Source organism: Acinetobacter nematophilus (genome assembly GCF_026344175.1).
Classification (GTDB): domain Bacteria; phylum Pseudomonadota; class Gammaproteobacteria; order Pseudomonadales; family Moraxellaceae; genus Acinetobacter; species Acinetobacter nematophilus.
The window spans coordinates 76431-91098 of record NZ_JAPKMY010000007.1; the positions used below are offsets into that span (position 1 = coordinate 76431).

12 protein-coding genes are annotated in these 14668 nt (G+C 37.4%); 6 read left to right on the forward strand and 6 right to left on the reverse strand.

Annotation, left to right across the window (positions count from 1 at the left end; genetic code table 11):
- The first annotated feature begins 17 nt into the window (after positions 1-17).
- Both OSH00_RS13490 and asd read left to right on the forward strand, forming a co-directional pair.
- Complete coding sequence (locus OSH00_RS13490; protein ID WP_266130965.1) at positions 18-866, forward strand: sulfurtransferase; 849 nt, start codon at positions 18-20, stop codon at positions 864-866.
- Positions 863-1714, forward strand: coding sequence for an archaetidylserine decarboxylase (asd, locus tag OSH00_RS13495; RefSeq protein WP_266130848.1), 852 nt, complete (start codon positions 863-865; stop codon positions 1712-1714). Before OSH00_RS13490 ends, asd begins: the two co-directional genes overlap by 4 nt.
- Before the next feature lie 592 nt (positions 1715-2306).
- Here asd and OSH00_RS13500 read toward each other — a convergent pair.
- From OSH00_RS13500 to OSH00_RS13515, 4 genes are all read right to left on the reverse strand, one after another.
- Positions 2307-2738: a hypothetical protein gene (locus OSH00_RS13500; RefSeq protein ID WP_266130849.1), complete on the reverse strand. Its 432-nt coding sequence runs from the start codon at positions 2736-2738 to the stop codon at positions 2307-2309.
- A 16-nt stretch (positions 2739-2754) separates the two neighbouring features.
- Complete coding sequence (phoR, locus tag OSH00_RS13505; protein ID WP_196075158.1) at positions 2755-4113, reverse strand: phosphate regulon sensor histidine kinase PhoR; 1359 nt, start codon at positions 4111-4113, stop codon at positions 2755-2757.
- A 25-nt stretch (positions 4114-4138) separates the two neighbouring features.
- Complete coding sequence (gene phoB, locus OSH00_RS13510; protein WP_004825961.1) at positions 4139-4849, reverse strand: phosphate regulon transcriptional regulator PhoB; 711 nt, start codon at positions 4847-4849, stop codon at positions 4139-4141.
- A 275-nt stretch (positions 4850-5124) separates the two neighbouring features.
- On the reverse strand, positions 5125-5799 hold the full coding sequence (locus OSH00_RS13515) for a TetR/AcrR family transcriptional regulator (RefSeq protein ID WP_196075159.1): 675 nt from the start codon (positions 5797-5799) through the stop codon (positions 5125-5127).
- A gap of 213 nt (positions 5800-6012) precedes the next feature.
- Here OSH00_RS13515 and OSH00_RS13520 point away from each other — a divergent pair, with 213 nt between their 5' ends.
- Positions 6013-6858 carry an SDR family NAD(P)-dependent oxidoreductase gene (locus OSH00_RS13520; RefSeq protein ID WP_196075160.1) on the forward strand — a complete coding sequence of 282 codons (846 nt, stop codon included), beginning with the start codon at positions 6013-6015 and terminating at the stop codon, positions 6856-6858.
- Positions 6859-7063: 205 nt separating this feature from the next.
- Positions 7064-9331 carry a YncE family protein gene (locus tag OSH00_RS13525; protein WP_266130850.1) on the forward strand — a complete coding sequence of 756 codons (2268 nt, stop codon included), beginning with the start codon at positions 7064-7066 and terminating at the stop codon, positions 9329-9331.
- Positions 9332-9395: 64 nt separating this feature from the next.
- Here OSH00_RS13525 and OSH00_RS13530 read toward each other — a convergent pair whose 3' ends face one another.
- Positions 9396-10763, reverse strand: coding sequence for an MATE family efflux transporter (locus tag OSH00_RS13530; RefSeq protein ID WP_266130851.1), 1368 nt, complete (start codon positions 10761-10763; stop codon positions 9396-9398).
- Between the two features lie 123 nt (positions 10764-10886).
- The gene (locus tag OSH00_RS13535) at positions 10887-12041 is read right to left on the reverse strand and encodes a methionine aminotransferase (RefSeq protein WP_266130852.1); all 1155 of its coding nucleotides are present in this window, start codon (positions 12039-12041) and stop codon (positions 10887-10889) included.
- Positions 12042-12408: 367 nt separating this feature from the next.
- On the opposite strand from OSH00_RS13535, the gene OSH00_RS13540 reads away from it, so the two are divergent.
- Positions 12409-13548, forward strand: a complete 1140-nt coding sequence (locus OSH00_RS13540) for a DUF262 domain-containing protein (RefSeq protein ID WP_266130853.1) — start codon at positions 12409-12411, stop codon at positions 13546-13548.
- Positions 13545-14255: an MAE_28990/MAE_18760 family HEPN-like nuclease gene (locus OSH00_RS13545; RefSeq protein WP_266130854.1), complete on the forward strand. Its 711-nt coding sequence runs from the start codon at positions 13545-13547 to the stop codon at positions 14253-14255. The genes OSH00_RS13540 and OSH00_RS13545 overlap by 4 nt, the downstream gene beginning before the upstream one ends.
- Positions 14256-14668: the final 413 nt, after the last annotated feature.

Genomic DNA, 14668 nt, shown 5'->3' on the forward strand with positions numbered 1-14668 from the left:
TTAAAATAGAAAAACGTATGACTACACCTGCCTTTAATTTGGGATTACTCATCGAAGCTGAACAACTCGTGCCTTTTTTAGGGCACGATAAAATTCGTATTGTCGATTTGAGTCGTCGTTCTGTCTATGAACAACTACATATTCCCCATGCCTTACACGTAAAGCCACAATTGTTGGTGAGACAGGAAGAACAAGCTTCAGGGCTGCTGCCTGATGAAGACGGTCTAAATGCGCTGATCGAATATTTAAATATTTCGCCTGAGCATCATGTTGTAGTTTATGATGATGAAGGTGGGGCTTGGGCTGGACGTTTGATTTGGAATTTGCATTGCCTTGGCTTTTACAATACCAGTTTATTAAATGGCGGTATTCATGCTTGGTTGGCAGAAAGTTTCCCGACTTCATCAGAAATTGAAACATTTGAACCAGTTAAAACATTGGTTCCGGTCAATTTAAATCATCTTGAGCAACATCGCATTGAATATGCGGAATTGTTGGAAAAGGTTCAGCAACAAAGCATTCAAGTCTGGGATTGTCGAACATCAGAAGAATATACTGGGCAACGTTTGGCAGCTAGACGCGGCGGTCACATTCCAAATGCACAACATTTTGAGTGGAGTACTGCAATTAACCGCCAAAATCATTTAAAATTGCATCCTCTAGAGCGCACGCAACAACGTCTAGAACAATTGGGCTTTCAATTTGATCAACCTGTGGTGGTGTACTGTCAATCACATCATCGTTCAGGCTTGGCTTATATTTTAGGTCGGTTACTGGATTGGAATATCCAAGCCTATGATGGTGCGTGGAGTGAGTGGGGCAATCGCCTCGATAGTCCAATTATTACTGGAGAATCACCTGCGTGAGTCTTACATCAACCTTAAAAAAACAAATTTTTATTCAAGCTCAAAAAGTTGTTCCACAACAACAACTCAGCCGTGTTGTTGGCAAAGTTGCAGCCAGTGAAAACCCAGTCGTTAAAAACTTAGCGATTCAAGCTTTTAAAGCTCAGTACGGGATTGATCTTTCGATTGCTGAGCAAACGGATGCGTTGAAATATAAATCGTTTAATGATTTTTTTACTCGTGCCCTGAAACAGGGTGTACGAGAAATTGATACAGATCCGAGTAGTATTGTTTCTCCTGCAGATGGTGCGATTTCACAATTAGGAAAAATTAAAGATGGAGATATCTTTCAAGCCAAAGGTCAGCATTTTACTGTAGAGCAATTGATTGGTGACCCAAAATTGGCTGCACCTTTTGTTCATGGAGAATTTGCAACAGTTTATCTATCGCCACGTGATTATCATCGTGTGCATATGCCATTTGCAGGAACCCTGACGGAAACTTTATATATCCCAGGTGAATTATTCTCAGTCAACCAAACCACTGCTGAAAATATTCCGGGCTTGTTTGCACGTAACGAGCGTATGGTGTGTCTGTTTGATACTGAATTGGGGCGTATGGCTGTAGTTCTGGTGGGTGCGATGATCGTCGCGGGTATTGAAACTGTGGCAACAGGCAAAGTGAAGCCAACTGGACGTTTAGAATTGAACCATCATGAGTTGGTGTTGGAAAAAGGTGCTGAGCTCGGACGTTTTTATCTAGGCTCAACTGCAATTGTATTGTTTGAGCAAGATAAAATGAATTGGGATGCACAATTTAAAGCCAATTCCGCTGTTGTGATGGGTGAGGCTCTAGGGCACACACTATAATTTCTTGATTCATAGTGGGTTGTATTTTTTCATGTAGAGAATACAACTCCTCTAAAAATATCACAGGTTTGTATTACATTTATATTTAAAGCAAACGATATAATATCAAATGTAAAAAATAAGTTGGATTCACCAACAGCATCATAGTTTTGCGTATATATCTCCACTCAACATGGAGACATCCATGCCCCCTCGCGATAGCGATTTAGAAAAAATTCGCAGACCCCAAAGCACATCCATCTTATTTACAATTGGCGTACCATATAAAAATGCTGATGAAATTTGATATTGGAAACGTTATCCGAAGCTGTTTGTGGCAGGACATATTTTATAAGGTATTGTTTCTGCGGCCTATTGAATAGGTTGCTGGTGACTGAAAAGTTTTAGGCTAAGCAGCGATATCGCTGCGCAAGATGGTTGCTCTTGCGGAGCTTGACTATTCATGCCGAGACAAAATTCAATCGAGTCGAAGGCTGATCCTGAAATTGAGTGAAAACTCAGCCAAGATCCTTGTTTTTCAATCAATGAAAAATATAGTGATGTTGAACTCAGGTTCACTGAGATAAAAACTTATTTTAATTTTTAGGATAAATCAAAGCCCATGCGCTTTTAAATAAGATTGTTTTAAAGCTTGTGCATCTGCTAAAGCATTGTGTGGGGTTTCAGACGCTACATGTGTTTCGATTGGATCTGGCATCCAGAGTCGCATGGACAGTGAAGGCGTTCGTATACACTTTCCTGCTGAGAGTACTAAACTCCGCATAAACAAAGCAAAATCTTCTGGCCAATCTGCGATGATTTCAATCTGTTCATATTGAAACAAAAAAATCTGCAAACGACTTTGAAATTTTTTGAATTGAATGGGTGGCTGGTTTAACCGTGGTATCACATGATCTTTTACCCATGGTACAGGATTTGGGCATTCTAAAACCTCATAAAATGATTGATGCTGTTCATCGACCAATGCCAATGAAATCAGTTCACCACCAAAACCATTAAACTCACAATCTAAAAATAATTTCATTTAAATTAATCAAGAATTAACCAGCAAAATCAAGGCGCTCTTTAGGGAACACCACTCTAAAAACTGAACCTTGGTTTTCTTTAGAATCAATTTCAAGATAAGCATTATGTTGCATTAAAACATGCTTTACGATTGCTAAACCTAGGCCTGTTCCACCCGTTTGTCGACTTCTCGCACTGTCTACGCGATAAAAACGTTCAGTTAAACGCGGGATATGCTTGGGATCAATCCCAATGCCCGTGTCTTCAACAGTAAAATAACCATGTTCAGTGTCATCATGCCAACCAATCGTCACAGTTCCCCCTTTAGGAGTATATTTGATTGCATTGGTAATTAAGTTACTGAAAGCACTGGCAAGTTCTGCATCTGAACCAATCAGATCACAATGGCTGTCGATATCCAAATTTAAAGTGTGTCCATAATCAACGTTATAGGCTTGTGCATCATCAAAAAGTTGATTCATCAAATTGGGCATATCGATAATTTGGTTTTTAGCGACCTGTTTATTGCCTTCCAGCCGAGAAAGTAACAGTAAATCATTCACCAAGGCATTCATGCGTCGCGTTTGAGATTGCATCTGTTCAAAGGCGCGTTTCCAACGAGGATTTAGATCTTCTTGGTCAGTAAAAGTTTCAATATAGCCGCTGAGAACTGTTAAGGGTGTACGAAGCTCGTGCGAAATGTTATCCACAAAGTCTTTACGCATCTGCTCAAGATTGTGTACGCGGGTTACATCATAAGCGACCAACAAACGACTCTCACTGCCAAAGCGAGTCAGTTTGATTTGCACATAATGTTCTTCAAACACGGATGACTTTATTTTTATACCATCAGGTGATTGATCAATATTATTAAAATATTCGATAAAACTCGGTTGGCGGATAATGGTTAAAATATTGCGCCCACGGTCTAAAGGTTGAATGCCCAGCAGTTTTTCCGCAGCAGGGTTCCACCATTCGATTTGATGAAGTTCATCTGTTAAAACCACAGCTTCTGCCAAAGCCACCAAGGACGATTGTGCACGATCAATCAAGCCGACCATTTCAGCTTGAACAACTCGTTCTTGGCGTTGTGCACGATAGACATTAAACAGTAGCGCTCCCCAAATGCCTTCGAGATTAGGTGGAGAATCGTAAGGGCGATTAGAAATCCATTCATTGACCAAATACAAAGAACGCAATTGAAATGCAAAAAAAACGGCAAAACCGATGGAAATACAAATCCAAAAATAACCGATCCCTAACCCAATAAATCCGCCAATAATCAGTAAAAAAGCCAACAGGCGTAAGTCTTGTTTTGCAAACTCCCACAAACTGCTGTAGCGGAACTTTTTATGTTCACGTGCAATATCTGGGACGGGATAGGGTTCATACATAGAAATTTATTTACCTTGAGAATGCTTAACCTATGGCAACATCTGCACGGGTAGAGAAACGATATCCAGTTCCACGTACGGTTTGTACATAGCGATCTGCGCCATAAGGTTCAAGCACTTTACGCAAGCGACGGATGTGAACATCAATGGTACGGTCTTCAATATAAACATTTCCACCCCAAACTTGGTCAAGTAGTTGGGCACGTGTGTAGGCACGCTCTGGATGCGTCATAAAGAAGGCCAATAAACGGTATTCTGTTGGGCCCATATCTAAAATACTGTCACCAAAACTTACGCGCTGGCTAACAGGATCAAGTACCAGACCATTGGCATCAATGGTTTTTTCGCCACTCAATGCATTGGCACGACGCAGTACGGCCTTGATACGGGAAACCAATTCACGTGTTGAAAAAGGCTTGGTCATATAGTCATCTGCACCAGCATCAAGACCTTGAACTTTATGGTCTTCTTCGCCACGTGCAGTCAACATAATCACTGGAATTTCTGCCAGATTTTCATCTCGCTTTAAGCGACGGCATAGATCGACACCGCTGACACCACCTGGCATCATCCAATCAAGCAAGATCAAGGATGGGCGTTGATCTACGATCATTTGATGGGCTTGTTTTGCATCTTCAGCTTGCAGGCACTGAAAACCTGCCATATCCAATGAGGTATGGATCATTTCCCGAATCGGAAGTTCGTCATCGACGATTAATATATAGTCATCTTTCACAACGCAATATCCTATGTATGAACGGTGAACCGTCTTTTATTTATGACAGGCTTATTACAAAGATTAATTATGACAGTATCATTGCAAAAACAAGATGTAGACGAATTTTTGCAAAAAAATGTGACAAAAAATGGGCGATGTGATGAAAATTAGATGACATTTTTAAATAATCTGTTCATTTTGCCCAAAGAAAAAGCATCAAATTAAATCATAAAAATTAAAATGTGACAGTTTTATGACATTATTTATTCAGTAGCAAGAGTAAAACTTCGTGGCTATTTAGGTGAAAAAGTATCAATTAATGACACAAAAACCACTTCGCAAGCGGAAACAATTTCTTCAAGAGATTGTTTAAAACCGCCCATGACCCAGCGTACGGCAATTTGTGTAACATAGCCATTTAAGCCTGTAGCAACCAACGAAATCTCCTGTTCACTGCGTTCAATATGCGGCATCATCAGGGTGACAAAAGAATGAATTAATCGATCAAAACGCCCCATAGTTTCGTGAATAGTTGCGTGATTATGTAGCTCTTGAACCAACATGGCATCAATATAAATAATACGGGCAACACGTGGATCGTTTTTTAACATGGTAAAAATTGCGGTTAAGCCTCCTTTAATCATATTTCTAGGCTCAGGCGCACCTTGCATCACGCCTTGCATGACAGTTTGCTGCAATTGTTCAATTAACTGTAAAAAAATGACTTGGAACAGTTCCTCACTCTTTTTAAATGATTCATAAAAATAGCGTTCAGTCAGCTTTGCTTCATTACAAATATCTTTGACTGTGACGGAAAAGAAACCATGTGTTCCATATGCCGCGATGCCTGCTTCAATCAGTTTTTCTCGGCGTGCGAGCTTTCTTTCGGACAAGGACATGCCTTTGAATTGGCGTTCTTTTGTGGTTCTATTTATGGTTTTCTTTTCAGTTAAGCGAGATTCAGTCATTGTAAAAAATTACTCGTGTCATGTTCGATTGTCACAAAGAAGGGATTATTTTAGCAATAAAAGCCATTGAAACCTATTTAAGATTTTTTGTATAAAAAAACAACTGCTCATTCACAATATAATATTGACAATAGTTATTGTCAAAATTATATTGAGCAGATGAGCTGCACATTATCAGTATTATTGTGTGCGGATTTTAATAAAGGATAGACAATGAAAAATTTTAAAAACAAAGTCGCTGCAATTACAGGTGCTGGCTCTGGTATGGGACAACAGCTTGCGATTTTACTGGCAAAAGCAGGCTGTCATTTATCAATCAGTGATGTGAATGAAAAAGGTTTGGCAGAAACAATCGAATTGGTTAAACCTTATAATGTTCGTGTTACTTCTAAGAAAGTAAATGTGGCAAATGTCGAGGAAATGCGTACATGGGCTGCTGAAACCGTACAGAATCATGGTTCTGTGAACATGATTTTCAACAATGCGGGGGTTGCTTTAGGTTCGACTGTAGAAGGCGCGACCTATGAAGAACTTGAATGGATTATGAATATCAATTTCTGGGGTGTCGTTTACGGAACCAAAGAATTTTTACCATATATCAAGAAAACTGGTGACGGTCATATTATCAATATTTCGAGTTTATTTGGTTTAACTGCTCAGCCGACGCAATCTGCTTATAATGCATCGAAATTTGCGGTACGTGGTTTTACTGAATCATTACGTCAGGAATTAGACATCGAGAATTGTGGTGTATCTGCATTATGTGTACACCCAGGTGGTATCCGTACCAACATTGCCAATGATGCACGTATGAATGACAGTTTACGTTCTTTGGGCATGAATCCTGATAAGTCAGCAAAAGCGTTTAATAAATTATTACGTATGCCTCCAGAAGACGCTGCTCAACAAATGCTTGATGCGGTTCTCAAAGACAAACGCCGTTTGTTGATTGGTAATGATGCAAAAACTTTAGATTTGATCCAGCGTGTCTTACCGACGGGTTATCAAAAACTAACAGCTTTTGCGACCAAATTCAGTAAAAAATTAGAACCAAAATAAGTGCTTCTATGAAAAAACCGCCAAATCTGGTGGTTTTTTCTTTTTTAAGCGCTGTGTTAAATAGCTTGATTGACAATTAAAACCTCATACTTTTACTGTACCCATCGTCTAAGAATTGGGATTGCTACAATAATTTGTTAGACTGACTCTGAAAATATTAAATTTTTTATTTTTATTATAAAGATAATTTGAATTGAGCATTTTTATGAAAAAAGCCATTTTAAGCCTCAGCGTAGGCATGATTTTATTTGCATCACATTTAGCCTATGCTTCTACTGATCAAGAGAATGCCAGTATTTTAGACAGTGTTGCTGGTGTGCAAGACCATTCAAGCCATGATGCAACGGACGATACAGCGCTGTATCGAGCAGAAGTGGAGCGACTCTATCCACAATATGTCAAAGAGGATGAAGGGGATCAGTTATATTCGGGTTTTTTACAAGATTATCAATACAGAAAATTTTGGTCGCAATACTTTGATCGTTCTGTGCAATATTTGGATTTATACCAAAGCGCAATTCAACAAGAGCAATTGCGTAAAATCGATCCAGAGCTTTCCAAACTGGATGCGATGTTATATGCAGATTTAACCCGTATTTATCAGTCACTGGATCAGATTCAAAATCACTTAAAACCCGTAGTTGATTTTAACCGTGTGATTGTCGATCAGATTAAATTTGATCAACCTTATCCATTGCTGGACGAGGAACAGGGCAGTGCCTATCGTTCAGCATTACGTAACATGAATGAGGTTCAGAGCGCAGAGAAGAAACAACTCGTTTTACTCGCCAAAATGATCGACCAGTATCAAGATCAAGTAGATGAATTTGCAAAGATTGTATCTAAGCGCGTAAAAAAACAACATGAAAAAAATATCGATGTGTTGAATCGAAAAGTGGCATTGATTGGGCATTATTTATCTGCCCAACTGCAAGGCTACGATGCATTTAAGGCGACCTATAGTGTATTAGATTCCTATGATGTTGAAGCGCATCCAGCCTATGCTAAAAAATACCAACATGCTGCGCAGTCTGAGCAAAACATAAAAAAAGTGAAAGCGATCATGGCGGTGATTGCTCCAGAAAAAAGTCCAAATACAGCGCCATCTGAAGTGTCAGATCAGGTCGGTGCTTTACAAGATTCTAGTCAATATTGTGATTATTTATGGAATGGTGAAGAACGCGATGAGATTGCAGGTTACTTAGGAAAAACCAAGCAACAATACATAAGAGATTGTCAGGAACAAAAGGCCAAGATTCAACAATTTTATAAAAGTCAGGTCTTTTTGGAAGCTGTCCCACAGCAAACCGCTACTTTACCCAATATGAATGCAATGGGAGATTATCGTCGATATGGGGATGATCTTTACTATACCGAAACAGAGAAAAATGCAGTCTATCGATTTAATCTTGTTTCATTCAAAGAAGAACTGCTTTACCAATATGCTTTAGCTGATGATGAAAGCGGTTGTATGCACAATATGTGCCGAGGTGTGGGTGCAACCGATGTGGTGTTAAGCCATGATGGTCAAATTATCTATGTAGCATCTTTAGATTATGATCAAGTTTTTGCAATTGATTTAAAGACCAAGCAAGTGCTGCAAAAGTTTAAAGTTGAACGTTATCCACGTAAACTATTATTAGATAAACAGGGTGAAAATCTGTATGTATACAATGGTGTAGGGAACAGTATTTCTCGCATCCAGTTAAAATCAGGCAAAATCACCACAGCCGCATTGCCAGCAAATTATCAGGAACACTTTTGTCGTGAAATCGATATGGTGTTTGAACCAGATCAAAAAAGCATTCGTATTTTAGGTGATTGGGAAAATCGTCCTTTTATCTATATGAATACTAACGATTTAAGCTTTTTTGAGCTGAATTTTGATGTACCACAAAAAGTGCTCTACACAGTCGATGACTATCGTTCAGTGGTGGAGTTTTATCAAGACTCGGAAAATCAGATCGGGATTTATGACCAACGGATTGCAGATTTGGTCAGTGTGATCAATGTGCAGGATGAACCCTCTCAAGATCAAGATGAGCAAGAAGACAATCGCTACACTTATCGAGATGTTTATACCAGAAGCATACCTGTCATGATGGGATATTTAGCGGATCAATATTTTTATTATGCTGAGAAGGCAAACTTTAATCGATTCAATTCATTAAATAGTGCCTTAGATCAGCAAGACTTGGATATTTATCTGCTGAATCTTGTTGATCAAACGCAAGGAAATGGTCAGAAAGTAGCATTTAAACTGCCGAGCAAACCTCAGCACATTGAACTGCTGGAAAATGGCAAAATTTTAATCTTGTTTGCTGAAAGCTATCTCAATGAGCAGAAAATTTTACCGCAAGCCTTAGTCTTTGATCCAAATGATCCAGCAACGCAACAAGTCTTTACGCGCAATAAAACCAAACGCTTGGCACAGTCGAAACTCAAAGTGATTGAGCTTCATCAAGAAGATTAAAATCATTTTTTGAATGAGAGATGATCTTGGTTGATTTAAATGCATGAGCACAGGGCTGATGCATTTAAATTAAGATTTCGATAGTTTTCTTTTTCCACACAAATTGATAATACAAACCTTGCATTACACAGAGACTGAAGAAGGTCAGTGCAAGGGCATACCAGATGCCTTGTAAGCCAAACCACTGACTAAATAAATAGGCACAGGGTACTTCGATCAGCAAGATCGATAAAATGTTGAAAATCATTGGCACAGTGACTGTACCACTGGCACGCATGATGGAGGCAAAGATAGCGCTCGCACCAAAAAATATAATCGACCACAACACAATAAATAATAACTGCTGACCTAGCTCAATCACGGATGCATCTGTAATAAACAGCGCCATTAAATATTTTGAACAGATGTAGGCCAAGAGTACCAATGAACCTGTAATCACAATATTGCTGACAAGAGCAGTCCGGGTCACTTTGGCAAGTAGTTCAGATTTGCCTGCACCAATCGCTTGTGCAGCAAAGATTGAACCTGCAATCGCAATGGATAAGGCTGGAAATTGAATATAGTTGAGGACTTGGTTGACTGCACCATAGGCTGCTGTTGCATGTGCACCATGTTGGTTGACCAGTCCGATCACCACCAAACCTGCAACAGAGTTGGTGATCATTTGGATACCTGTCGGTATGCCTAAACGTAAAATACTGCGACTAAACTGCGGATGAAAGCGCACATGTTCGATTAATGCCACATCTGGTTTTAAGGCATGGTCTTTTTTATTTAAATAGACAATCAGAAAAGCAAGGGTCGCAATAAAACCTAAACCACTGGCAATTGCTGGGGCAATAATTCCCAGTTTTGGCATACCCAAATAGCCACCAATCAATACAGGAGTAACGATCACACCCACAATGATGGTGAGGCTGGAAGCCATAAGTGGCGTGGTGCTGTCCCCGACACCACGCAAAATGGAGGTGTAGGTGATATAGATAAATAAAAATGGGCTACTCATTAACATCCATTGCACATAAGGGAGTGCAAGGTGCATGATTTTTGGGTCGATTCCCAACAGCAATAAAATCTGCTTCGCGAAAAACACGCCTAAAAAGGCAATAATGGTTCCGCCAATTAAAGTCATAAATAGCAATGCACCAACAATGGTACGCACTTTTTCAATATCTTTGGCGCCCCAAGCTTGCCCCACCAAAACAGTCGCACCTGTCGAAAGACCAATCACAAAAGCCAGCAATAAAAATAGGATCGGAAAAAATACAGAAATGGCAGCAATCGCTTCAACGCCCAGCATTTGCCCGACAAAAATAGTGTTAATTGTTCCAGACAGATTTTGTAAGATATTGGTTAAGATCAACGGACCCAAGAAGATTAAAAAAACCTTCCAGAATTTGGGTTGGTGGAGCATGTCGGGACGAGCTGGCATCTTTTGTTCTACTGTCTATTTTGAGTGTCTTTATCTTATTGATAATATACAACTACCCAGTAAAAAGCCTGAGTATTTGAGTAACTCAAGCTTTATTTTACCGAGATCGATAGTTTTTTAGGCTTAAATTCGATTTAAAATTTCACAGGCCTGAACTAAAGTTTGATCTTTTTTGGCAAAACAAAAACGGATTAAACGTAAGTTTTCAGGGGCTTTCCGATAAAAAACAGAGACTGGAATCGCCACGATTCTATGTTGTTCTGCAAGAAATTTGCACATCTCGACATCATTTAAATCTGGACGGATTTGGCTGTAGTCAACATTTTGGAAAAAGGTTCCTTTGGATGGAATAAAGCTAAATTTTGAATCTTGAATGCCTGAATTAAACAGATCACGCTTTTGTTGGTAAAAGCTGGCTAAGCCATCGATATGTTCCGGGTGCTGTTGCATAAAATTGGCAAGAGCCATTTGTACAGGTGTGACACCACAGAAGTTGGCAAATTGATAAATTTGACGAAACACCTTCATCAGCTCAGGCGAGGCAATGCAATAACCTGTTTTCCAACCTGTCACATGAAAGGTTTTTCCAAAAGAACCCACGACAAAACTACGATCTCTAAGCGCTGGAAACGACAACGCTGAATAATGCTTTTCGCCGTCAAAAATCAGGTGTTCATAAACTTCATCTGAGAGCACGACGATATTTTTATCTTGAATCAGTTCAATTAAATTCAGCCAGTCTTGTTTAGACCAAATTGCTCCTGTTGGATTGTGTGGGGTATTTACAATAACCATTCGGGTTTTATCTGTGATTGCAGACTTGACTTGATTCCAATCTACAGAAAACTCAGGTGTGTTGAGTGGAATATGAACCGCTTTACCTCCGACCAACTGCACGCTAGGTGCATAACTGTCATAGCTCGGATCAAAGATAATCACTTCATCGTCTTGGTGGATGATGGCTTGTATGGCACTGAAAATCCCAATCGTTGCGCCTGGTGTGATGGTGATTTCTGTAAGTGGATCGAGCTGTAACTGATCTCGTTTAAGAAAAAGCTGCGCCAGTTGTTGTCTAAGCGGCAGTAAGCCATCACCTGCTGCGTATTGGTTAAAACCATCCAATGTGGCTTGGCTGAGGGCTTGCAGTAACGCAGGTGGTGCATCAAAGTCAGGAAAGCCTTGTGATAGGTTCAGCGCATTGAGTCGTTGCGCCATTGCGGTCATGATACTGAAAATGGTGACGCCTTGAGCAGGAAGTTTGGAGTGGATTTCGATCATAACCAGACTGTTTTAATGAGGTTTATAGGTATGAGTGTAGCAGGTGATTTTTAACAGCAAAATAGGCTGTTATGGTTTGTGTGTAGGAGAGAGGCGAAAATTAAATTTAAACACTTTGTTACAATATATATTGAAAGCATTTCAGATAACAGGAATGAGTTAAGACCTATAATTCAAATGGATATATAGACTTCGCATAACGCCCATTATGTTAAATGGACAGTGATTTAGTGGAAAATTCTAGTTTTGAAATTTCAATAAAGAAATTTTATGTTAAGTAATCATATGGAATTATATATCATATATAATCTTTCAATAGATATATTTTTGTTATATTATTTAATTATTTACGTGCATTGAGATCAAGATGAAAGCTGATATAAATAAAGTAGAAGAAGAAATCTATACCAAAAGAAAAACTGTAAGATATGACATCAGGGATTTAACTGTAGAGCAAATTATAAATAAGTATCAGGATAGTTTAGATGAGTTCTGGGATTCTGAGACAAATTTAGAAGGTAGAAAGCCTCAATCCTATAATCTAATCTATATACCTGAATATCAAAGAGATTTTACTTGGGATGAAAATAGGCAATCCAAGCTTATTGAATCTATAGTTCTTGGTCTGCCAATTCCCTTTATTTTCGTAGCTGAAAATTCTAATAGCTCTTGGGAGGTTGTTGATGGTTCTCAACGTATTCGTACATTATATAATTTTGTGAAAAACAATTTAAGCTTAAAGAATCTTGAATCATTAAAACTACTTAATAATTATCAATTTAATGATTTAGAAACTTCTAGAAAAGGAAAATTTTTAAGTACAGCTTTACGTTTAATCGTTTTATCTGAAGAAACGACAGATGATGTAAAAAAAGATATGTTTGAACGTATTAACAAGGGAAGTGATCTTCTTAAGCCGATGGAAAGTAGAAAAGGAATATATAAAGGAAAGTTTAATGATTTTCTTTATAGTTATGCCAAAAATGATAAATATGTAGAATTAACTCCTCTTGAAAGATGGTTAGAAAAAAGACAAGAAAGAGAAGAATTGTTATTAAGGTTTTTTGCATTATCTGAAAATAAGAAATTTTCTATTGGTTTAGAAAAAATAGGGGTTTCAAAGCATTTAGATGAATATTTAGATAAGAAAAATAATTCTTTTGAAAAAATGAATGCTAAAGATTTAGAGAATGAATTAACAAAATATAAGAACATGATATCTAATGTTATAGATTTAGTTGATAACGTTTTTATATATGGATTTAGATTAGGTCATAATCCACATACAAAACGATCTGTTTTTGAAGCTATTTCTATAGGGGTGGGACAATTTATAGAAACTCATTCACAAATTGACTATAAAAAATTTGATAAGGACGAAATTTTTAAAGGCTTAAATTCATACGAATTTAAAAAATTAATTAATGGGAATCAACTACATAAAAGGAATAAGCTAAATGGAAGAGTTTTATTCATAGTACGTTTATTAGAAGAAAATTATAAATGAATATATTAATTAGAGAGGTTGATGATAAAAAAGAGAGCATATCTAAATTTTTTCACTTCTTGGAAAGGCTTGAGTTTAATGAGCTAATTATAAATGATATAAATTTAGGTGAGGATTCTAGATATACATTACCTATAGGTATATCTACAGTACAAAAATCTAGTTGTATAATACTATTATACAATTTTATAGAGTCTGTCATTACAAATTTAATTTCTAAGATTCATGATGAAATCATAAGGAATAATATTAGTTTTTTTGATTTAAACTCTGATATTAGAAATACAATAATTATGTATTATTCAAATGTTGTTGAAAAAATGAATTTTAAAAATTCAGCACCTCATATACAAGAAATTTTTTTATTATTAGCAAATACTAAAAAAATGGGTTTAACTTATAAAAAGTTATCAGAATTCTATTCTTTGTATAGCGGAAATTTAGATTCTAGAGAGGCAAGAAAAGTTTTTCAGCATTATGGAATAAATATATTAAAGGATGAAGGGGGTTTAAAAACCATTAAAGATGGTCGAAATAAATTAGCTCATGGAGAACTTACATTTGAAGAATATGGGCGAACCTTAACGATCCAACAGTTAAAAGATTTAAAAGAAAAAGTTTTTATCTATTTTGATAGTCTACTTTCTCAAGTAAAGGAATATATAGAGAGAGAAAATTACTTAGAAGCTAATAATGATGAAGAATAGCTAAAATTAACATAATACAGCTTATGCGAAATGCTTAAACTTTTCCTTTTTGCATCAATATCTTAGTCAAAGCCGTTCCAGCATTTAGCGTACTAGAACGGCTTTTTCATGATTATTCATGTTCTGCACCTTATTAATAAAATTGTTACAATGCTTAAAAGTATTTAAATCTTTTATATTACTCAATATTTTCAGCATACGATGTCAAAACATCGAACTATATAACGTCTATGCTTATGGCTTAGTGACCAGTCTTTTTATTTCTAAAGGTTCATCCTGAGTATTGGGGACATGCTCAAAGAAATATTTCTCTTTACTTTGAAAAAATATATCAAAGCTTTGGCTCATGAATGGATCACATTTGCATTGTTTCTGATAAATCACTGCTATTCGATTGATGTAATGATTGATCC